This window comes from Dryocola clanedunensis subsp. sulfonylureivorans, assembly GCF_016756775.1.
Lineage (GTDB): Bacteria > Pseudomonadota > Gammaproteobacteria > Enterobacterales > Enterobacteriaceae > Dryocola > Dryocola clanedunensis.
The window spans coordinates 1-20969 of sequence record NZ_JAERMU010000027.1; the positions used below are offsets into that span (position 1 = coordinate 1).

Sequence of the window (20969 nt, forward strand, 5' to 3'; positions counted from 1 at the left end):
AGAGTGAACATATTTTGTCTCCTTTCACCTGAGCCAACACGTCATTCCAGCCTTGTACATACGAAGTCAGAGCTTCTGGTTACCGTTCGGATTTTGAGTGACGTGAAAGGTGAAACGGAGGGCTTAAGCTACGAAGAAAGATCGGCGTCTTCAGGGCGGATACAAGCTTCCTCCGTTTCGTGTAACCGGTAGCTAACCAGCTACCGGTCCAAGATACAAGGGCGGATAAGCACAGCGCCATCCGCCGTTTTATTAGAAGTGCATCAGGCTCAGCGCCAGACCAATAAACAGCACCAGCCCAACGTAGTTATTATTGAGGAATGCTTTGAAGCAGGCATCCCGGTCGCGGTTGGCAATCAACCTCTGCTGATGGATAAACAGCGCGCCCGCAAGGCCAATAGACCAGTAGTACGCCCCACCTAACCCGTTCAGCCAGCCAATCAGCGCCATCAGCGCCAGCACCACCACCTGCAAAATACCGATAATCAGCTTGTCATTGCGGCCAAACAGAATCGCCGTCGACTTGATGCCAATCTTGAGATCGTCATCGCGGTCAACCATCGCGTACTGCGTGTCGTAAGCCACCGCCCAGCAGATATTTGCCACAAACATCAGCCAGCAGCTTAACGGTACGCTTTCGCTCACCGCGGCAAACGCCATAGGAATTGACCAGCCAAACGCCGCGCCCAGCACCACCTGCGGCAGATGCGTATAGCGCTTCATGAACGGATAGATCCACGCCAGCGCAAGGGCGGCAATGGACAGCAGAATCGTCATGATGTTGAGCGTCAGAACCAGCACAAACGATAACAGCACCAGAATAACGAAAAGATTACGGGCCTCTTTTTCACTCACCGCCCCGCTGGGCAGCGGGCGATGTGCCGTGCGCTTAACGTGTCCGTCAAATTTGCGGTCGGCGTAGTCGTTAACCACGCAGCCTGCGGCGCGCATCATCCACACGCCGGCGATAAAGATGGCCAGGATGGTTAACGGCGGCACGCCAGGTGTCGCAAGCCATAACGCCCATAGCGTGGGCCAGAGCAGCAATAAAGATCCAATCGGCTTATCCAGCCGCATCAGGCGCATATAGGCCTGAAACTTCCCTTCGGTCAGACTCCACTCCATTATTTTTCCTCTTTGTACAGCGGGGATGCGGGCAGAAACAGTTCCGTGAGCAGCAGAGGCTTATCGGACAATCTCAGACGGGAACGACGCCCCCACAGCTCCGCGCTGCGGCCAATCTCAATAAAATCGCGTGTCAGGGTTGAAGCACTAAAGAGATAGCGGCCAAGCGGCGTGGTGCCGAGCTGCTGCAAGGCAAGTTCCGGGCCTGCAAGCGTGGACTCAGGCACGATGGTACGCCCAACCAGCCAGGGAACACCATCGCCACACAGCAGTATTTCACGTAGCCAGTAACGTTGAGCTGGCGGAAGCAGTTCTGCTTCGGGCAGCTGGTCATCCGCGCTGACGAACGCCTCGCGAACAATCTCGACCGTCACTTTAGCGCAGTGCTGTTCAAAGCGTTTAGTCATTGAGTCTTCGAGTAAAAGCCAGTCGAGAAAGCTGGCGCTTAACCCGTCCGGAACCTCAGTGAAGAAACTCAGAGCGCGCAATTGTGAAAGCGCCTCAGACATGGGGAATTCTCCGATACATAACCTGCGGGCATTGTAGCGCAGAACAAGGGGAGCGTGGCAGGCTAAAGAGTTACAACGACGTAACATCAAGGTATGACGGATAAAAAAAGGGTGCGTCACAAGGACGCACCAATCTTACAAGCATCAGCACTGTGGGGAGACGACTACCCCTTGCCTTTTACACTGCTGATAAAAGTTTTACGGGCGGAGGTGGAACCCAGACGCTCGGCTTCATTCAGCAGTTTCAGGGCTTTATCGATTTCCCCTTTATCCACGGCTTGCTTGATGGCCTGGTTGTAATAGCTTTCCGTGTCGGTCAGGATCGGCTCGCTCTTCGCGGCTGGTGCCGGAGCGGCCGTTGCAGCAGGCGCAGAAGCCGCCACCGCACCGGTTGCCGCTACAGGTGCAGCGTAAACAGGTGCCGCGGTGTTACCCACGGTGACCGGGCCTGGGCCCGATGACCCAAACAGCGGGCCGACCAGCACGCTTGAGCTGGAAGAGGTTTTGACTTTCAGCTTCAGCGTGCCGTCCGTGGTATGGCGGGCAACCGGGTCTGGAATATCTGGTACCGCGTTGCCGGTGCCTTTGGCGTAGGCCTTGGCAGGGTCCAGCAGCGTAGTGGTTTGCTGTAAATCTTTATCCGTCGTGAAGACCAGAACGTAAATCTTTTGTTGCCCAAGCGCCGGGGTCAAACGCATCAGCCCTTCCAGACGGTCAGCGCTCATCACGCCCGGCTCCTGGTAGGTGAAATATTCGCTCGGGAAGTAGGCAGCAGGCGTCATATTCTGATCAAGAATCAGCACGTTCGGCGCAAAGACGCTGGTTTGTTTGTTCACTTCGCTGGTCAGCGTGATGTACAGCTCACCGATGTTTGCCGGTACGCTGTAAGCCGCAACCGGGCCGGTGATACCGGCAACATTCAGACTCTGCCCGCCGGTCGCGAGCGTGGTGGTCTGAGTTTTTGATTGGTCGACGGGTGTCCAGGTCAGCTGCTGTAACGCAGCGGCCGGAATAGCAGGCGCCGTGGTGGTGTTCTGCGGCACAAAGTTAACTTCGGCCAGGCTGACGGCAGGAACGCTTGCGAGCAACCCTGCGGATAAGCAGAGCGCGACGAGACTTTTTTTCATTTTCATTGTTATCACCTCGAACGAGAGACGATGGACGTTAGCCAGGCAATAGCGCGTCCATCTGAAACGGGTTTTGGCATACAAGGGTAAGGCGATGAAGGAGGCAGTGGCTCCTCCCCCATCGTTTCATAACATCAGGTTAACGCGCTATTACCACCAGATTTCCATCTGGGCACCGAAGGAGAACTCATCGCTGTCGCCGCGGCCGAAGGACATGCCGTTGAAGCCATCGCTGGTTGCTCTGCCGAAGTTTGAGTTGGTAGATGGACGACCGTTGGTGTCGTAACCCCAGTTCTCATCCCACTTGGCGTAGGTTGCGAAGACACGCAGTGCCGGACGGGACCAGATGCTGTCGCCTGCCTGCCATTGTTGTGCCAGGGTAATTTTGTACTGGTTGTTGGTATCGCCAGTTTCCTGGGATTTCACGTTGTCGTAACCCACTTCCAGCAATGTGCTCATGATCGGCGTCCATTTGAACATTGGACGAACGCCCACGGTCCACCACTTGGTGCCGTTGCCGTTATCCCAGTCGATGTCCTGGAACATACCGACGTACATCAGGTCCCAGCGGTCGCCCAGAGAGATCGCACCGTGGTCGATAACGCGGGTCAGGTGACCGTTGTTGTTGATGCCGTAAGCGTACAGGCTGCCGTCTTCATCGTTGCCGATGCCGATGCCGCCGCCCTGAGACAGGCCTTTACCTTGTGAGGTCATGGAGTCCGTTGCGTACTGCACAACAAACTTGTTGTAGCCTTTCAGCATGCTCTGGGTGTGTTCAGCGGTGAACATCCAGCCGTCTTTGGTGGCACCCGGCTGCAGGTAGTAGTCATCGTTAACGTTGGTGTGACCATAATCCACACCCAGTTCCAGCGTGCCGCCTGGGTTGATTTCCATCTGGCCTAAACGCACGTCAAACACGTCGTTCGCGGTGTCAGTGGTGTAATCGCGAATGTTGTCGCTTCCGAAGGTAGAAGAGCCACCCGCTTCAGTGGAGCGAGTCGCCGCAAAGGAGAGTTTACCAATACCAACATCCACGTTTTCCAGACCAGCGCCCGGACCGGAGATGTCCCAGTAGTAGAAGTCGATCATATGAACATCATGACGCTGATAGAAGCGCTTACCGGCCCAGATAGTGGCGCCTGGCAGTGCGTCGATGAGGTTTTTACCCTGCACGTTAGCTTCACGGAATGCTGGGCTGGTTGCTTCCCAGTCGTTCTGCTGTGCAACGGAGTAGGCCACGTTGGTATCGAAGTAGAAGCTCTTATCGCCTTCTTTCCACACTTCCTGACCGAATTTCAATTCCGCATAGGTTTCACATTCGTTACCAAGACGGTATTTAGATTGAGCACCGGTCGCCTGGAAGCACTGCTGTGCACCGCCGCTACCGGTCCAGCCGATACCAGAACGGGCGTAACCGTGGAAATCCACTGCCATTGCCTGAACAGACATAACGCCTGCTGCTACGGCTACCGCCAGTGGGAGTTTGCGCAGAGTAATCATCGTTCTATCTCCTGAGATCATTGCTTTTCTTTTTTTATGGGAATGCTTAAACGCCTGGCTCTTGATGCAACCTACGACAAGCAGTGCCGTCCTCACGGAACAGATGGCAACGCTCTGGCGGCAGGCCAATTGCGAATGTGGCACCCTCTTTTACCAACACCACGTCATTCTGGCGGTACACCAGGTTCTGACGAATGGCGGGGATTTGGATGTGAATCTGAGTCTCATGTCCTAGCTGCTCCACCACCTGCACTTCACCTTCGAGGGTGACGTCGGCAATGTCACTTGGCAGCAGATGCTCCGGGCGAATGCCAAGAGACATATTGGCGCCAACCTGAACGTCGCTGCTCTCTACCGGCAGCCAGACCTGCTGGCGGTTCGGTAATTCAACCTGTACCTGATCGATGGCTGTGGCAGTCACTTTTACCGGCAGGAAGTTCATCTTTGGCGAGCCGATAAAGCCCGCGACAAACCGGTCTGCCGGGTAGTGATAAAGTTCGAGCGGTTTCCCCACCTGCGCCACACGACCGGCGTCGAGCACCACAATCTTGTCGGCGAGCGTCATGGCTTCTACCTGATCGTGGGTGACGTAAATCATGGTGCGCCCCAGGCGCTTGTGCAGACGGGAGATCTCGATACGCATCTGCACGCGCAGCGCCGCATCAAGGTTAGAAAGGGGCTCATCCAGCAAGAACACACGTGGCTCAGCCACCAGCGTACGGCCAATGGCGACGCGTTGACGCTGCCCGCCGGAAAGCGCTTTCGGGCGGCGATCCAGCAGATGGGCGAGCTGTAAGGTTTCGGAAACCTGATTGACCCGCTGATTGATTTCATCTTTTTTGGCACCGGCCAGCTTCAGGCCGAATGACATGTTTTCCGCCACGGACAGATGCGGGTAGAGCGCGTAAGACTGAAAGACCATGCCGATACCGCGTTCGGCTGGCGGCACGTCATTCACGCGCTTCTCACCAATAAACAAGTCGCCGCTGGTCACGGTTTCAAGGCCGGCAATCATGCGCAGCAAGGTCGATTTCCCGCAGCCTGATGGCCCGACGAAGACCACGAACTCACCTTCCTGGATATCCAGGTTAATGTCTTTCGAGACCACTACATCGCCCCAGGCTTTCGTGACGTTCCGCAGCTGTACGCTTGCCATGCCCTTCTCCCTTTATTACTACGCCCTGCCAACAGACAGATAAATCAAGATGTGTCGGACTATGAACGATTCATACATTGTGTGAATCCTCCGCCCCTGCGGTTTTCTGTGGGGGAGGAGGCGGGAGGATGAGGGAGAGGTTTCTGCAACCGGTTACAGCCGCGCAAAGAGATTTTCGTGATCGTCGTTTCAAATTTCTGGGTATTTTTGTGTGCGCCAGAACACATAACTGCCAGTTATGCAGCGCGGATCACAGATAACGGGGGTGGGGCGTAGAAGCAGGGAGGATGAGAAGCGCTTGTCATCTCCGCAGACTGACCACCGTAACGCTTCTACCTCGTTTGTATCCACGCGCACCACCACTCAAAAGGATGGGACACATGAAAATTAAAACCGGCGCCCGCATTCTCGCTTTGTCAGCTCTGACAACGATGATGTTTTCCGCCTCTGCACTGGCAAAAATTGAAGAAGGCAAACTGGTCATCTGGATTAACGGCGACAAGGGCTACAACGGCCTGGCTGAAGTCGGTAAGAAATTTGAAAAGGATACCGGCATCAAAGTGACCATCGAGCACCCGGACAAGCTGGAAGAGAAGTTCCCGCAGGTTGCGGCGACGGGCGACGGTCCGGACATTATTTTCTGGGCTCATGACCGTTTTGGTGGTTACGCGCAGTCTGGCCTGCTGGCCGAAATCAGCCCGGACAAAGCCTTCCAGGACAAACTCTATCCGTTCACCTGGGACGCGGTTCGCTATAACGGCAAAATCATCGCCTACCCGGTTTCTGTAGAAGCGTTGTCGCTGATTTATAACAAAGACCTGGTGCCAAACCCGCCGAAGACCTGGGAAGAGATCCCCGCGCTGGATAAAACGCTGAAGGCGAAGGGCAAGAGCGCGCTGATGTTTAACCTGCAGGAGCCGTACTTCACCTGGCCGCTTATCGCCGCCGACGGTGGCTATGCGTTCAAACTCGAAAACGGCAAATACGACGTTAAAGATGTGGGCGTGGACAGCAAAGGCGCGAAAGAGGGCCTGAGCTTCCTGGTTGACCTGATCAAAAACAAACACATGAACGCCGATACCGACTACTCCATCGCCGAAGCTGCCTTCAACAAAGGCGAAACCGCGATGACCATTAACGGTCCGTGGGCGTGGTCAAACATCGACAAGAGCAAAATCAACTACGGCGTAACGCTGCTGCCAACCTTCAAAGGCAAGCCGTCTAAACCGTTCGTTGGCGTGCTGAGCGCGGGTATCAACGCCGCCAGCCCAAACAAAGAGCTGGCGAAAGAGTTCCTCGAAAACTACCTGATGACCGATGAGGGGCTGGCCGAAGTGAACAAAGACAAGCCGCTTGGCGCCGTGGCGCTGAAATCCTACCAGGAGCAGCTGGCGAAAGATCCGCGTATCGCCGCCACCATGGATAACGCCCAGAAAGGCGAAATCATGCCTAACGTTCCGCAGATGGCTTCCTTCTGGTATGCCGTTCGTACCGCGGTAATCAACGCAGTGAGCGGTCGCCAGACCGTTGATGCTGCAATGAAAGACGCTCAGGGACGTATTACTAAGTAAAAAACTGGCGGGTGACGCAAGGCTTACCCGCCCTACGAAACCTGTAGGGTGGATAAGCGCAGCGTCATCCACCGCGTTAAGTCGTTGTAGAGGAAGACCCCATGGATGCTGTTAAAAAGAAGAGCCACTGGTGGCAAAACGATGTGCTTAAGTGGTCAGCCATCGGCTTGTTGGGCCTGCTGGTTGGCTATCTTGTTGTTTTAATGTACGCCCAGGGGGAGTACCTGTTTGCCATCATGACGCTGATTTTAAGCTCGGTTGGCCTGTATGTTTACGCTAACCGCAAGGCCTACGCCTGGCGGTATGTCTACCCTGGCCTTGCCGGTATGGGGCTGTTCGTCCTCTTCCCGCTTGTCTGCACCATCGCCATTGCTTTCACCAACTACAGCAGCACTAACCAGCTCACCCAGGAGCGCGTTCAGGAAGTGCTGATGGACCGCCAGTATCAGGCGGGCAAAACTTTTGGCTTCGGTCTCTACCCTGCGGGCGACGAGTGGCAGCTTGCCCTCACCGACGGGGAAAGCGGCAAGAATTTTATCTCTGAAAACTTTAAGTTCGGCGGCGAGCAGCATCTGAAGCTGAAAGAGGCGGATGCCCTGCCCACGGGCGATAAAGCCAATCTCCGCGTGATTACGCAAAACCGCGGTGCGTTATCGCAGATCACCGCTGAAATGCCGGATGCCAGCACGCTGACCATGAGCTCCCTGCGCCAGTTCTCCGGCACTCGCCCTCTCTACACGCAGGCCGATAACGGCGAGCTGACCAATAACCAGAGCGGCGTGAAGTACCGTCCGAATAACGACATCGGCTACTACCAGTCCGTTAACGCCGACGGCAGCTGGGGCAACGACCAGTTAAGCCCGGGCTATACCGTCACCATCGGCTGGAAAAACTTCCTGCGCGTCTTCCACGACGAAGGCATTCAGAAGCCGTTCCTCGCCATCTTCGTGTGGACCGTTGTCTTCTCGCTGCTGACCGTTCTGCTGACCGTTGCCGTGGGTATGGTGCTGGCGTGCCTGGTGCAGTGGGAATCACTGAAAGGTAAAGCAATTTATCGCGTGCTGCTGATTCTGCCTTACGCGGTGCCGTCGTTTATCTCTATCCTGATCTTCAAAGGGCTGTTTAACCAGAGCTTTGGTGAGATTAACATGATGCTCAGCTCGCTGTTCGGCATCAAACCGGCCTGGTTCAGCGACCCGACCACCTCGCGCGCCATGCTGATTATCGTGAATACCTGGCTGGGCTACCCGTACATGATGATCCTGTGCATGGGCCTGCTGAAAGCGATTCCGGACGACCTGTATGAAGCCTCGGCGATGGACGGCGCAGGGCCGTTCCAGAACTTCTTCAAAATCACGCTGCCGCTGCTGATTAAGCCGCTGACGCCGCTGATGATTGCCAGCTTCGCCTTTAACTTTAACAACTTCGTGCTGATCCAGCTGTTGACCAACGGCGGCCCGGACCGCCTCGGCACCACGACCCCCGCGGGCTACACGGATCTGCTGGTGAGCTACACCTACCGCATCGCCTTCGAAGGCGGCGGCGGCCAGGACTTCGGCTTAGCGGCGGCTATCGCCACGCTTATCTTCCTGCTGGTTGGCGCGCTTGCGATTGTTAACCTGAAAGCCACCCGCATGAAGTTTGATTAAGGAGCGACACTCATGGCCATGGTTCAACCCAAATCTCAAAAGCTGCGTATGATCACCACGCATCTGTTTTTGCTGCTGTTTATCGCGGCGATTATGTTCCCGCTGCTGATGGTAATTGCGATCTCCCTGCGCCCCGGCAACTTTGCCACCGGCAGCCTGATCCCGGACCAGATCTCCTGGGAGCACTGGAAGCTGGCGCTGGGCTTCAGCGTCGAGCACGCTGACGGACGCGTCACGCCGCCGCCGTTCCCGGTGCTGCTGTGGCTGTGGAACTCCATTAAAATTGCGGGGATCACGGCGATGGGTATCGTCACCCTTTCTACCACCTGCGCCTACGCTTTTGCCCGCATGCGCTTCCCGGGCAAGGCCACGCTGCTGAAAGGGATGCTGATTTTCCAGATGTTCCCGGCGGTGCTGTCGCTGGTAGCGCTGTACGCGTTGTTCGACCGCCTGGGCCAGTACATTCCGTTTATCGGGCTGAATACGCACGGTGGGGTGATCTTCGCCTATCTTGGCGGTATCGCGCTGCATGTGTGGACGATTAAAGGCTACTTTGAAACGATTGACGGCTCGCTGGAAGAAGCGGCCTCGCTGGATGGCGCAACGCCGTGGCAGGCCTTCCGCCTGGTGCTGCTGCCGCTCTCCGTGCCGATTCTGGCGGTGGTGTTCATCCTGTCGTTTATCGCGGCGATCACCGAAGTGCCGGTCGCGTCGCTGCTGCTGCGCGACGTGAACAGCTACACCCTGGCGGTGGGCATGCAGCAGTATCTCAACCCGCAAAACTACCTGTGGGGCGACTTTGCCGCGGCGGCCGTACTGTCTGCAATCCCGATTACCGTAGTGTTCTTACTGGCGCAGCGCTGGCTGGTGAGCGGCCTGACGGCGGGCGGTGTGAAAGGTTAAGTTTTCCTGTAAATCAAAGCTGTACATTGCTTTAAAGCCACTGCAATCCTCATTAGTCCTCGTATCATTTCTGGCGGCCTTCGGGCCGCCCTTTTTTATTCCCGCTTCAGCCGGCTGCTGTTGCACAGCCACAGCGTGATCACCAGCAGCAGGATCGCCCCGGAGTAAATCAGCACGTCGACGGGGGATTTATGGTCGATGATGATCAGCCGCACGATGGCGGTAATACCGATATAGACGAAATAACGCAGCGGAAAGTGATAACCCGTCTGGAAGTATTTAATAATCAGGGCGATAAATTCGAAATAGAGGAAATAGACCACCAGCCCTTCAATCAGCAGGTATTTACTCGCCTGCTCCGTGGGGGCAAACAGCACCTTCGCCAGATGGTACGTCTCTTTGCCGAGGAAAATAATCAGGATCACGCCCAGGGCCAGCAGGCCCAAATTGAGCACCGTTTGCATAACGGTAGAGATCCATTCAACTCGTGGTGTGGCAGGCATAGCAGTCCCTCAAGAAGGTAGTCCGGAAGGAGTGTTATACGTTAAAAGTGTGATCTGGATCGAGATTTTTTGCTTATAGCGTCAATGGACCCTCACCGTGAAATATTTCGTAGGCCGGATAAGCGCAGCGTCATCCGGCACTCCGTTAGCGGAAGTTCAGGCTCCGGTCGCTGGTCATGCTGTACAGATCAAACTTGCGGCCCAGCATCTGCCCGCCGTCTCGCGTCAGCGGCGTCCAGCCAATCTGCGCGCGGGAGCGGGTCGGTGACGAGGTGAAGATATCCAGCGGCACGTTCACGTAGAAGCCTTTGGTGAAGTCCCCTTCCCCATACTCCTCCTTCGAAACGTTAGTGATGGTCGCGTAGGTCCCCACAACTACACCGCTGTCGAAGCGTTTAGAGATTTCCAGCGTGCCCCCTTTATCCTTTGCCAGATACTGCCCCACGCTCAGCTTCACCAGCACATCGTCGGCAAACGGCGGCGTCCAGTAGCCGGTCAGGTGGCCGGTCGGCGCGCTGTAGTCGGTGAACTTCATCATGTCCTGGGCGCTGCGCCAGTCACGCTGTTTGACGTAGTTGGCGTTGGCACCAATCGCCCAGTTGCTGTCTACCGGACGGTAGAGCACTTCCGCCCCTGCGCCGCCGTACATGGTTTCCAGATAGCCGCCGTAAACCTGCCCGTACCAGCTGTTACCCAGATACTGGAAGTAGTTGGCCTGCAGGTTGTTGACGTAGATATCATTTTCCACGTAGTCGCGAACGTGGGTACGCACGCGCGGCAGCGACGAATCATCCGGCGGGTTGGTGTAGTTAAATTTGTCGTAGTTATTGGCGATGTTGGCAAAAATGCTGCCGGTGGTCAGCAGGTGGTCAGTCACCCACCAGTCGGCGGTGCCCATCACCCCAACCTGATACATATAGAAGCTTTCCGGGCCGCCGATGGACTGGTTCAGCACCGGGTTGAGCGAGAAGTTCACCTTCGACTTGTCGATGTAATACCCCTGCTCGGTAGTTTCCGGGACGATCGGCTCCTCGCGCTTTTGCACCAGCTGCGTTTCATGGCCCAGCGGCTCGCCTTCCAGATGGTGGCGCAGGCTGGAAACGTCGGTTTCGGTGGTCACCTGCGGCATATTCAGACGCGTCTCGGTAATGCGGATGGTCTGGATATTCTCCGGCAGATCGTTCATCACGATGCGGTTTGCGCGCTCAATGCCTTCGCGGGAGTCACGATATTTCACCTGTTCGCCGGTGACGTACAGCGTGTCGCCCTTCACCTGAATATTCGGGTTCGCGAGGCCCGCGTTGTATTTCAGCATCGTCAGCTGGCTGGCCACCACGTTGTGCTGGAGGATCTCATCCTGCGGATTAGGCTGGTACTGCGGGCGACGGTTGTCGTTATAGCCCGGACGGAGATCGTTAAAGTTAGTACGCAGCGTGAAGCCAAACATCAGGGTGTTGCCGCGCTCATAGCTGACGTTAACGTCGGCCCAATCGGTCACCCGATAGATCGCGCCGACGTTAAAGTTGCTGCGCTGCTCGAGCTTGCCGGCAAAGTCCTGGCTGTAATTGTTCCCTTCGTATTCCAGCTTCAGGCGCAGCGGCTGCCACGGCGTCTGGTATTCGATACCGCCGAACAGGGAAGCCGGGCCATGGAACATGCCGCTGAAGTTGAAGGAGCCCGCCTGGTTGTAGCTGTTATCGCGATTGCAGAAGCTGTTGCTGACTTCGCAGAACGGATTTTTCACGTTGCCGCTGGTGCCCATGTATCCCCAGCCCATGCCGAGCGAGAAATCGAACGGCCCCCAGGCTTTGCTCGCCACCACGTATTCGCCGTCAAACAGACCCGTACCGCCTAAATCCTTTACCCCAGCGGAGACTTCCGGCAGGTAGTAGCCCTCTTCCCACAGGCGCACTTTCATATCGAAAGCCTTATCTTTATAGGTCTGGTCTCCGGAAAAGGCGTCTACGGAACTGTACTGCCTGGTGCGCACGTCGGTGTAGCGCAGGGTGGTTTCCAGCCACGGGAAAAGCTGGATGGAAGCAGAGTAGAATCGGTACTGGTCGTTATCGCGGTAGTTGGCGCTGAACTCGCCGGTACGGGCCATGCGTGCGGTCGGCGTTTGCAGCAGGCCCACGCCGCCGAAGTCGGATTGCGAGGGGCCAATGGGGGCCGGGGAAGTTTCGGCGTGGCAGGCGGTGGAGACGGCCAGCGCCAGCAGGCTGTAGAGATAATTTTTTTTCATCAATCCGGTATCCGATGCGTCAGGGAGGTAAGGATTTGCTGATTCAGCGCGTTGAATGCGGAGTCGAACAGGCGATCGGAGAAGCCGACAAACAGGATGCTGCCCGGCAGCAGCTCTACGTGGCGCTCGTTCCAGTAGGCGACGGGCGCTTTTTCGGTTTTGCCATCGGGATAAACCACCCAGGCGTAGCTGCGGTCGGCGCCGCTGAGCAGATTCACATCTTCCAGATACTCAGCCGCAGTGCGTCCGGCAACGAACGGTTTGACGCCCGGCGAACTCACCAGCCCCATCAGTGTGATAGTGGTCGGCTGCGGCCCCGCCCACAGGCTGTAGTCCCCTTGCAGGGTGACGTTGGAGCGTGGACGCAGGCGAACCCAGTCGGGATCCAGATTGACGAACTGCCGCCCGGTGACTTTGATGGCCTGCAGCTGCCGGCGCACACTGTTGATTGCGGCGGCGTCATCGCCCTCTTCCTGGGCTGCAAACCCGCCCAGCGCGGCGAGCAGTTTTTGATGTTGCTGTTCGGCAACCGCCGAAGCCTGCCGCTCGCTAATAACGGCACCCGGCCACCAGGCATTATTCAGAGAAGGCTGGGTAACTAAATCCCCCAGCCGTTCAACGTTGCTCAGTTTTTGATTGCCGGGGTAAACGGTGACGTTGCCGGCAGCGTAAAGAGAAGAGCTGCCCAGCGTCAGCAGAGCGGCTAAACATAGTGATGTCTGTCGGCGGATGACGCCGCGCTTATCCGACCTGCGTGTATCGGCGCCTATTATCGATATGCAGCGCGCCATCCACCGTGTTTTAAAGGCTGTTATTTTCATTATTTCGCCGCCTTCAGCAGAACCGTGGTAATCGGCCAGTAGTCCGGGCCAAGGTATTGTTTTGACTGGCGGATATGACCGTGGCTGTCCACCCAGAAACGGTTGTGCCAGGTCTTGCCGGAGGCCGTCACCTCTTCATCCAGAACGCGCACCGGCGTGACGCTGCTGCCCACCTTTACGGTGTCGCTGCCATCCCAACGGAAGGTAGAGCGCGCCGTTGCCATGCGCACCTGCTGATGTTCGGTCCACGCCATTTGCCGTATCCAGGTTGCTCCGTCGATAATCTGGTTCACCGCAGCCAGCGGATCGTCAGCCAGATTGCTGACCTGCGTCAGGTTGTCACCGAGGCCGACCGTCTTCACTATCCGGCCATTTTGGGTGGCGATAGTCGCCCGATCCTGCGTCACCCATTTCTGCTGGCCGTTTTCGTCATAGGCCAGTACCACGAATAATTGCGGGCCGCCGTTGATGCTCATGTACTGGCTGGCGTAACGCATGTTCTGAATATCGTCATCGGTGAGCTGCACACCGTCGGTCCCTACGATGCTGTGCCAGAGCGAAGTGCCAAGACTTTTAGTGGTGGCAGAGCAAGCCTGGAGTAACAGGCAAACAACAAGAATTGAGAATCGCTGCACGACGTGTCCCCGAAGTCTTAATAACCACACCGAAGTGTGGTTAGGGTTAAAACACCCGTGAAATTACTGGGTGCTGGTCGTCGTGGTCGTGGTAGTCCCGGTATTAGAACCGTCGCCACCACCGGTGGCAGCAAGCGCTACCCCCACTGCTGACCCGACAGTGCTGGCGCTGGTCGCAGTTGAACTTCCTGCGGACACAGATGTGGCCTGCGCGCCAGCTGCTTCACCCACTGCAACCGGGTCAGCACTTGCCGCGCCGGTCGCTGCCAGCGTGAATATGGCGAGAGCGCCATAAATAACTTTTTTCATAACAATTTCCCTTCATTGAATGAATGGAGAGTTGCCCAAAAGAGTTTCAGGCGGGATCGAGTATACACAACTAAAGATGACAATCAGGGCGATGGGGAAATAGGTGGGCAGATTTAAGAAAAGTGGAAATAATAACCTCACAGGCTCATCAAATATAATATAAATACATACAAATTAGTAGCTTACTGATGCCATAAATAATACATATGATCTCATTAATCCTAAAATAACCCTGAGTGAATATGGGGCCATCAATTCTTTTAGGATTAACCTCAGCGGGGAGGATTGCGGATATAACGAGGCAAGGGGAATTATCTTATAAATAAGCCGGCGATATTTGCCGGCTTATTTTATTTACAGCTTAGCTTATTATGCGCGCCAGGATTTATAACGATTAATTAAACCGTTGGTGGAGCTATCGTGGCTGCTGATTTGTTTTTCGTCGCCCAGCTCCGGCAGGATGCGGTTAGCCAGCTGCTTGCCAAGCTCTACGCCCCACTGGTCAAAGGTGAAGATATTCAGGATCGCGCCCTGGGTGAAGATCTTGTGTTCGTACAGGGCGATGAGCGCGCCGAGGCTGAACGGGGTGATCTCACGCAGCAGGATGGAGTTGGTAGGACGGTTACCTTCAAAGACTTTGAACGGCACAACGTGTTCCAGAGTTTTCGGATCTTTACCCTGGTCTGCGTATTCCTGCTCAACTACGTCGCGCGCTTTACCAAACGCCAGCGCTTCCGTCTGAGCGAAGAAGTTAGACAGCAGCTTAGGATGGTGATCGGAAAGCGGGTTGTGGGTGGTCGCCGGTGCGATGAAGTCACAAGGAACCATTTTGGTGCCCTGGTGAATCAGCTGGTAGAACGCGTGCTGGCCGTTGGTGCCCGGCTCGCCCCAGATGATTGGGCCAGTCTGGTAATCTACAGCATTGCCGTTACGGTCAACATATTTGCCGTTGGATTCCATGTTGCCCTGCTGGAAGTAGGCGGCAAAACGGTGCATGTACTGGTCATATGGCAGAATAGCTTCGGTTTCTGCGCCGAAGAAGTTGTTGTACCAGATACCGATCAGCGCCAGCAGCACCGGCAGGTTCTGCTCTGCGGGGGTGTTCGCGAAGTGTTTATCCATCGCGTGCGCACCGCTCAGCAGCTCAACAAAGTTGTCGTAGCCAACGGACAGAATGATGGACAGGCCAATCGCGGACCACAGGGAGTAACGCCCGCCGACCCAGTCCCAGAACTCGAACATGTTCGCCGTATCGATACCGAACTCGCCCACGGCTTGCGCATTGGTGGAGAGCGCAGCGAAGTGCTTGGCAACGTGCTTGTTGTCGCCAGCCGTTTCCAGGAACCAGTCGCGTGCGCTGTGGGCGTTGGTCATGGTTTCTTGCGTGGTGAAGGTTTTGGAAGCAACCAGGAACAGGGTGGTTTCCGGATCGACGTTTTTCAGCACTTCCGCAATGTGGGTGCCGTCAACGTTGGAAACAAAGTGCATGTTCAGGTGATTTTTGTAAGGGCGCAGCGCTTCGGTCACCATGAACGGGCCAAGGTCGGAGCCGCCGATACCAATGTTGACCACGTCGGTAATCGCTTTACCGGTGTAGCCTTTCCAGCTGCCGCTGATGATGCTTTCGGAGAAAATTTTCATTTTCTCGAGCACCGCGTTAACTTCTGGCATCACATCTTTGCCATCGACCACGATCGGAGTATTGCTACGGTTACGCAGCGCAACGTGCAGCACAGCACGGTCTTCGGTGCGGTTGATCTTCTCGCCTGAGAACATCGACTTAATGGCACCCTGCAGATCTGTCTCTTTTGCCAGCGCCTGCAGCTTAGTCAGCGTATCGGCGGTAATGCGGTTTTTAGAGAAATCCACCAGCATTAAATCATCGAACGTGGCGGAAAATTTACCAAAACGGTCGGCATCCTGGGCGAAAAGCTCGGCGATGGTGACATCTTTCATGTCGTCATAATGCGCCTGTAAAGCCTGCCATGCAGCGGTCTGTGTTGGGTTGATATTCTTCATAGCGTTACCCTTTTGATTTGAGAACTGTGACTGCGGTCAATTGTATATCCACAAAACGGGATTTGTGATGATCTTTCTGCCAATACACAATGAATTGCGTTTCAGATTATGTGTCCGTGAAAAAATGATACGGTGCATCTGCACAGGCCGTGACCGCGTCTACACTGAAAAAAACAGTATGGCCTCGTAAACCAGGTAAGGTAAAAATTTTATGGAATTGTCTGTCCCACTGTTATTGGTCATCATTACTCTCGCCTCGCTGGCGGCACAATGGCTTGCATGGCTTGTTCGCTTACCCGCCATCTTGCCTTTGCTTATATTTGGTCTGATTCTCGGCCCCTTCACCGGCATCCTTAACCCCGATGCCCTTTTTGGTGATTTGCTCTTCCCTATCGTCTCGCTATCCGTTGCCATTATTTTATTTGAAGGCGCCCTGACGCTTCGCTTCGACGAGATACGGGGGCTTGGGGGCGTGGTGCGCAATCTGGTCAGCGTGGGGATGCTGATCACCTTTAGCGTGATCGGCCTGTCATGCTGGTGGCTGCTGGGGCTTAGTCCGGAGCTTTCCGCTCTGGTGGGCGCCGTCACCGTCGTCACCGGGCCTACCGTTATTTCACCGCTCATGCGGGTTGTACGTCCGAACGCTGCCATTAACCAGGTTTTACGCTGGGAAGGGATAGTGATAGACCCGGTGGGGGCGATTTTTACCCTGCTGGTCTTCGAATTTATCACCCTGCGCCAGGAAGCGGGTTCAGAGTTACATCTGTTAGCCATCTTCGGGCAAACCGTCGCGGTGGGTCTGATTACTGGCGCGCTGTTTGGCTGGCTTTTAGGGACTGCCCTGAAGCGCGTTTGGTTTCCGGGCTATATGCAAAACTTTGCCGTACTGGCAATTGTGCTGGTGGCGTTCGGCATTTCTAACTCGCTCTCCGATGAGTCTGGCCTGCTGGCCGTCACGATTCTCGGGATCTGGCTGGCAAACATGCGCGACGTGGATGTCAGCGATATTGTGGCCTTTAAAGAAGAGCTGTCCGCCATCCTGATATCGGCGCTATTCATTATTCTGGCCGCCCGTCTGGACATTCACGGCGTGCTGACGATGGGCTGGCCGCTGATCGCGCTGCTGCTGGTGATTCAGTTTATTGCCCGCCCGCTTTGTATTGCCGCCTCAACGATTGGTTCAACGTTGAGCGGGCGAGAAAGGCTCCTGCTTTGCTGGATTGCACCGCGAGGTATTGTCGCCGCGGCGGTCAGCTCCCTTTTTGCCCTGACGCTGGAACGCAGCGGCTACGAAAACGCAGACCAGCTGGTGAGCGTGGTTTTTGCCATCATCATTGGCACCGTGGTCGTGCAAAGTCTGACCAGTGCCCCGCTGGCGAAATTCCTCAAAGTTAAGCAGCGAAAACCAAAAGGGGTGTTGATCATCGGAGCCAATACCGTGGCCCGTACCATTGCTCATGCTCTGGTGAAACAAAACATACCGGTCTTGCTGACCGACAATAGCTGGGAATATTACCGACTCGCCCGCATGGAGGGCCTGCCTGCTTACTATGGCAACGCCTGGTCGGAACATGCAGAAAACTATCTTGACCTGAGCAGCACGGCGCAGGTGTTTGCGCTGTCTCCTAACCGCCATCAGAACGCGCTGGCGGTCTATCATTTCAGCCATCTGCTGGGCAGTGAGAAGGTTTTCGCCATTCGATCCGGCTCGCCGTTAAAAGGGCGGATCAGCAACGAAAGCGCCCGTTTCCGCCGTCTTGAACGTCTGTTCCCGGAAGATGTGACCTGGAACAGCCTGAGCAGCCAGCTCGCCAAAGGTGCCGTGATCAAAGCAACGCGACTGAATGAAAACTTCGGCTGGCTGGAATACATGGAGAAAAACAGCGGCATGGTGCCGTTATTTGCATTGCCCGTGAACGGAAGACTCATCTCTATGAGCGGGAAAACGGCTCCGGCGCTGCCCTGTACGGTGGTTGCGCTAGTACAGAATGAAAAATCTGCAACGTCTAAACGTTGACATCATCGCCGTAACATTTTATTTCTATATGCCTAACTTGTTCACTTTGAGCAAGCCAGAAGAGGCGCGTCGTCCAGGTAGTGTGTTTGAGGAGCCAGTCCGCAGACAGCACATGAGGGGGAACGACGCCGAGGTAACGCGCAGAAGGCAATGCGTTTTATCGGCTGCAGGGGCTGAATCCCCTGGGTTGTCACCAGAAGCGTTCGGCAGTCGGACGTTTATACCCGAATTAATTGGCGTTGCAGCAAGGCAGCAAGCTAATGAATCCCGATGAGCTTACATAAGTAAGTGATTCGGGTGAGTCAGCGCAGACAACGCCGCTGCAGCGTCAAGAAATCGGGTAGACAAGGTGGGGCGCTTCTGGGTGTATCCGTAGTTTTCCCTTCTACGTCTGCCCCGTATCCCGCTCTTCCCTTGTGCCAAGGCTGAAAATTTACCGCCATACGAATGGCCCCCTGACACGAGGTAGTTATGTCTTATCCACAAACAGTAGTAGCCAAATTTGGCGGCACCAGCGTCGCGGACTTCGAGGCCATGAACCGCAGCGCCGACGTTGTGCTGGGCGATGCCAACGTTCGCCTGGTGGTGCTTTCCGCTTCAGCTGGCGTCACCAACCTGCTTGTCGCCCTGGCTGAAGGCCTGGAAGCGACGGAACGCTTCGTCAAGCTCGACGCCATTCGCAAAATTCAGTACGACATCGTTGAACGCCTGAGCAACCCGCAGATTATCCGCGAGGAAGTCGAACGCCTGTTAGAAAACATCACTACCCTCGCCGAAGCCGCCTCGCTGGCGACCTCTACCGCGCTGACCGACGAACTGGTCAGCCACGGCGAACTGATGTCCACCCTGCTGTTTGTCGAGATCCTGCGTGAGCGTCAGGTTGACGCCCAGTGGTTTGATATCCGCAAAATCATGCGCACCAACGACCGCTTTGGCCGCGCCGAGCCGGACGTTGCAGCCCTGGCGGAACTGGCGGAGCAGCAGCTACAGCCGCGTATCGCGGAATCTTTGATTATCACGCAGGGCTTTATCGGTAGCGAAGCAAAAGGCCGCACCACGACGCTTGGCCGCGGCGGCAGCGACTACACCGCCGCGCTGCTGGGCGAAGCGCTGCATGCCAGCCGAGTGGATATCTGGACGGACGTGCCGGGCATCTACACCACCGACCCGCGCGTGGTGCCTGCCGCAAAACGCATCGATAAAATCGGCTTCGAAGAAGCGGCAGAAATGGCTACCTTCGGGGCAAAAGTTTTACACCCGGCAACGCTGCTGCCAGCGGTTCGCTGCGATATTCCGGTCTTCGTCGGCTCCAGCAAAGATCCGCAGGCGGGCGGCACGCTGGTCTGCAACGAGACGGATAACCCACCGCTGTTCCGCGCGCTGGCGCTGCGCCGCAAGCAAACGCTGCTGACCCTCCACAGCCTGAACATGCTGCACTCCCGGGGTTTCCTGGCCGAAGTGTTCAGCATCCTGGCGCGCCATAATATCTCCGTCGACCTGATTACCACCTCGGAGGTGAGCGTGGCGCTGACGCTGGATACCACCGGATCCACCTCAACGGGCGACAGCCTGCTGACTACCTCGCTGCTCACCGAGCTGTCGTCCCTGTGCCGTGTAGAAGTGGAAGAGAATCTGGCTCTGGTCGCGCTGATCGGCAACAAGCTTTCCCAGGCCTGCGGCGTGGGCAAAGAGGTGTTTGGCGTGCTGGAGCCGTTTAATATCCGCATGATTTGCTACGGCGCATCCAGCTACAACCTCTGTTTCCTGGTGCCGGGCGGCGACGCGGAGCAGGTCGTGCAGAAGCTGCACCATAATCTGTTTGAATAAAATTTAATCTCATGCGATGAATACAGAATGCCGGGCTCGCTCCCGGCATTTTCATAACCAGAAACAACACAACAAACCCTTGCAAGGATCACAACATGCTCGCGATTTTAACCCGGCTGTTTCCGCTCTGGGCGGTACTGCTGTCCGTACTCGCCTACTTCTCACCCGGCACGTTCACCCCCATCGGCCCGTGGGTCAGCACGCTGCTGATGCTCATCATGTTCGGCATGGGCGTGCATCTGCGCATTGACGATTTTAAACGTGTGCTTTCACGCCCGGCTCCTGTCGCCGCAGGCACCTTCCTGCACTATCTCATCATGCCACTGGCGGCGTGGGTGCTGGCGAAGCTATTCCATATGCCACCCGATCTCTCCGCAGGCATGGTGCTGGTCGGCAGCGTAGCCAGCGGCACGGCATCAAACGTAATGATTTATCTGGCAAAAGGTGATGTCGCGCTGTCGGTGACCATCTCTTCGGTCTCCACGCTGGTTGGCGTTTTTGCCACGCCATTGCTGACGCGTTTTTACGTGGATGCCGATATCAAGGTCGACGTGATGGGTATGCTGCTCAGCATTCTGCAAATCGTCATTGTGCCGATCGGGCTGGGGTTGATCGTTCACCACCTCTTCCCGCGCCTGGTGAAGCGCGTGGAGACTTATCTGCCCGCGTTCTCCATGCTGTGCATCCTGGCGATTATCAGCGCCGTGGTGGCAGGCTCCGCCTCGCACATCGCGTCCGTCGGGCTGATGGTGATTATCGCGGTCATTCTGCACAACGGCATCGGCCTGCTGAGCGGCTACTGGGGTGGACGCCTGTTCGGCTTCGACGAATCCACCTGCCGCACGCTGGCCATTGAGGTGGGCATGCAGAACTCAGGCCTGGCAGCAACGCTGGGCAAGATTTACTTCTCGCCTCTGGCAGCCCTTCCCGGCGCGCTGTTTTCCGTCTGGCACAACCTTTCCGGCTCGCTGCTGGCAGGTTACTGGTCAGGGAAACCTGTTGGTGAGAAAAAAGGGCAGAAGATGAAAAAGCGTCGCGCTTAAGGTGGCAATAGCC

At 56.0% G+C, this 20969-nt stretch carries 17 protein-coding genes and 1 riboswitch; of the genes, 6 read left to right on the top strand and 11 right to left on the bottom strand.

Annotated features, from left to right (window positions below; all coding sequences use genetic code 11):
- Positions 1 to 252: 252 nt before the first annotated feature.
- From ubiA to malK, 5 genes are all read right to left on the bottom strand, one after another.
- Positions 253 to 1125 carry a 4-hydroxybenzoate octaprenyltransferase gene (gene ubiA / locus HYQ67_RS20540; protein ID WP_202307061.1) on the bottom strand — a complete coding sequence of 291 codons (873 nt, stop codon included), beginning with the start codon at positions 1123 to 1125 and terminating at the stop codon, positions 253 to 255.
- Positions 1125 to 1634 carry a chorismate lyase gene (ubiC, locus tag HYQ67_RS20545; protein ID WP_202307063.1) on the bottom strand — a complete coding sequence of 170 codons (510 nt, stop codon included), beginning with the start codon at positions 1632 to 1634 and terminating at the stop codon, positions 1125 to 1127. Before ubiC ends, ubiA begins: the two co-directional genes overlap by 1 nt.
- Positions 1635 to 1798: 164 nt before the next feature.
- On the bottom strand, positions 1799 to 2767 hold the full coding sequence (malM, locus tag HYQ67_RS20550) for a maltose operon protein MalM (RefSeq protein ID WP_202307065.1): 969 nt from the start codon (positions 2765 to 2767) through the stop codon (positions 1799 to 1801).
- A 144-nt stretch (positions 2768 to 2911) separates the two neighbouring features.
- Positions 2912 to 4261, bottom strand: coding sequence for a maltoporin (locus HYQ67_RS20555; protein WP_202307067.1), 1350 nt, complete (start codon positions 4259 to 4261; stop codon positions 2912 to 2914).
- A 46-nt stretch (positions 4262 to 4307) separates the two neighbouring features.
- Positions 4308 to 5417, bottom strand: a complete 1110-nt coding sequence (gene malK / locus HYQ67_RS20560) for a maltose/maltodextrin ABC transporter ATP-binding protein MalK (protein ID WP_202307069.1) — start codon at positions 5415 to 5417, stop codon at positions 4308 to 4310.
- Between the two features lie 380 nt (positions 5418 to 5797).
- Here malK and malE point away from each other — a divergent pair, with 380 nt between their 5' ends.
- From malE to malG, 3 genes are all read left to right on the top strand, one after another.
- Positions 5798 to 6988, top strand: a complete 1191-nt coding sequence (gene malE / locus HYQ67_RS20565) for a maltose/maltodextrin ABC transporter substrate-binding protein MalE (protein WP_202307087.1) — start codon at positions 5798 to 5800, stop codon at positions 6986 to 6988.
- Positions 6989 to 7089: 101 nt separating this feature from the next.
- Positions 7090 to 8637 (top strand): maltose ABC transporter permease MalF, encoded by a 1548-nt coding sequence (malF, locus tag HYQ67_RS20570; protein ID WP_202307089.1) that lies wholly within the window; start codon positions 7090 to 7092, stop codon positions 8635 to 8637.
- 12 nt (positions 8638 to 8649) lie between these two features.
- Entirely contained in the window at positions 8650 to 9540 is an 891-nt protein-coding gene (malG, locus tag HYQ67_RS20575; RefSeq protein ID WP_202307091.1) for a maltose ABC transporter permease MalG, read from the top strand.
- A 95-nt stretch (positions 9541 to 9635) separates the two neighbouring features.
- Here the strand turns inward: malG and psiE are convergent, their stop codons facing one another.
- The 6 genes from psiE to pgi form a co-directional block, all read right to left on the bottom strand.
- Positions 9636 to 10043, bottom strand: a complete 408-nt coding sequence (gene psiE / locus HYQ67_RS20580; RefSeq protein ID WP_202307093.1) for a phosphate-starvation-inducible protein PsiE — start codon at positions 10041 to 10043, stop codon at positions 9636 to 9638.
- Positions 10044 to 10188: 145 nt separating this feature from the next.
- Positions 10189 to 12285: a YjbH domain-containing protein gene (locus tag HYQ67_RS20585; protein WP_202307095.1), complete on the bottom strand. Its 2097-nt coding sequence runs from the start codon at positions 12283 to 12285 to the stop codon at positions 10189 to 10191.
- Positions 12285 to 13016 carry a capsule biosynthesis GfcC D2 domain-containing protein gene (locus HYQ67_RS20590; RefSeq protein WP_431355455.1) on the bottom strand — a complete coding sequence of 244 codons (732 nt, stop codon included), beginning with the start codon at positions 13014 to 13016 and terminating at the stop codon, positions 12285 to 12287. The genes HYQ67_RS20585 and HYQ67_RS20590 overlap by 1 nt, the downstream gene beginning before the upstream one ends.
- Before the next feature lie 89 nt (positions 13017 to 13105).
- Positions 13106 to 13741, bottom strand: a complete 636-nt coding sequence (locus HYQ67_RS20595; protein ID WP_202307097.1) for a YjbF family lipoprotein — start codon at positions 13739 to 13741, stop codon at positions 13106 to 13108.
- A gap of 63 nt (positions 13742 to 13804) precedes the next feature.
- A complete protein-coding gene (gene yjbE, locus HYQ67_RS20600; protein WP_202307099.1) occupies positions 13805 to 14050 on the bottom strand; it encodes an exopolysaccharide production protein YjbE in 246 nt (81 codons plus the stop codon).
- Positions 14051 to 14419: 369 nt separating this feature from the next.
- A complete protein-coding gene (gene pgi / locus HYQ67_RS20605) occupies positions 14420 to 16069 on the bottom strand; it encodes a glucose-6-phosphate isomerase (RefSeq protein WP_202307100.1) in 1650 nt (549 codons plus the stop codon).
- Positions 16070 to 16280: 211 nt separating this feature from the next.
- On the opposite strand from pgi, the gene HYQ67_RS20610 reads away from it, so the two are divergent.
- From HYQ67_RS20610 to panS, 3 genes are all read left to right on the top strand, one after another.
- Complete coding sequence (locus tag HYQ67_RS20610) at positions 16281 to 18086, top strand: cation:proton antiporter (protein ID WP_202307102.1); 1806 nt, start codon at positions 16281 to 16283, stop codon at positions 18084 to 18086.
- 51 nt (positions 18087 to 18137) lie between these two features.
- Positions 18138 to 18298, top strand: a riboswitch (Lysine riboswitch).
- A 259-nt stretch (positions 18299 to 18557) separates the two neighbouring features.
- The gene (gene lysC, locus HYQ67_RS20615) at positions 18558 to 19913 is read left to right on the top strand and encodes a lysine-sensitive aspartokinase 3 (RefSeq protein WP_202307104.1); all 1356 of its coding nucleotides are present in this window, start codon (positions 18558 to 18560) and stop codon (positions 19911 to 19913) included.
- Positions 19914 to 20008: 95 nt separating this feature from the next.
- Positions 20009 to 20956 (top strand): ketopantoate/pantoate/pantothenate transporter PanS, encoded by a 948-nt coding sequence (panS, locus tag HYQ67_RS20620; RefSeq protein WP_202307106.1) that lies wholly within the window; start codon positions 20009 to 20011, stop codon positions 20954 to 20956.
- Positions 20957 to 20969 lie beyond the last annotated feature (13 nt).

Excerpts from the sequence above, each read along its gene's own strand:
- malK (WP_202307069.1), bottom strand. The coding sequence starts at position 5,417 with ATGGCAAGCGTACAGCTGCGGAACGTCACGAAAGCCTGGGGCGATGTA.
- lysC (WP_202307104.1), top strand. The coding sequence starts at position 18,558 with ATGTCTTATCCACAAACAGTAGTAGCCAAATTTGGCGGCACCAGCGTC.
- malM (WP_202307065.1), bottom strand. The coding sequence starts at position 2,767 with ATGAAAATGAAAAAAAGTCTCGTCGCGCTCTGCTTATCCGCAGGGTTG.
- malG (WP_202307091.1), top strand. The coding sequence starts at position 8,650 with ATGGCCATGGTTCAACCCAAATCTCAAAAGCTGCGTATGATCACCACG.
- HYQ67_RS20585 (WP_202307095.1), bottom strand. The coding sequence starts at position 12,285 with ATGAAAAAAAATTATCTCTACAGCCTGCTGGCGCTGGCCGTCTCCACC.
- pgi (WP_202307100.1), bottom strand. The coding sequence starts at position 16,069 with ATGAAGAATATCAACCCAACACAGACCGCTGCATGGCAGGCTTTACAG.
- ubiC (WP_202307063.1), bottom strand. The coding sequence starts at position 1,634 with ATGTCTGAGGCGCTTTCACAATTGCGCGCTCTGAGTTTCTTCACTGAG.
- ubiA (WP_202307061.1), bottom strand. The coding sequence starts at position 1,125 with ATGGAGTGGAGTCTGACCGAAGGGAAGTTTCAGGCCTATATGCGCCTG.
- yjbE (WP_202307099.1), bottom strand. The coding sequence starts at position 14,050 with ATGAAAAAAGTTATTTATGGCGCTCTCGCCATATTCACGCTGGCAGCG.
- panS (WP_202307106.1), top strand. The coding sequence starts at position 20,009 with ATGCTCGCGATTTTAACCCGGCTGTTTCCGCTCTGGGCGGTACTGCTG.
- HYQ67_RS20610 (WP_202307102.1), top strand. The coding sequence starts at position 16,281 with ATGGAATTGTCTGTCCCACTGTTATTGGTCATCATTACTCTCGCCTCG.
- malE (WP_202307087.1), top strand. The coding sequence starts at position 5,798 with ATGAAAATTAAAACCGGCGCCCGCATTCTCGCTTTGTCAGCTCTGACA.
- malF (WP_202307089.1), top strand. The coding sequence starts at position 7,090 with ATGGATGCTGTTAAAAAGAAGAGCCACTGGTGGCAAAACGATGTGCTT.
- psiE (WP_202307093.1), bottom strand. The coding sequence starts at position 10,043 with ATGCCTGCCACACCACGAGTTGAATGGATCTCTACCGTTATGCAAACG.
- HYQ67_RS20555 (WP_202307067.1), bottom strand. The coding sequence starts at position 4,261 with ATGATTACTCTGCGCAAACTCCCACTGGCGGTAGCCGTAGCAGCAGGC.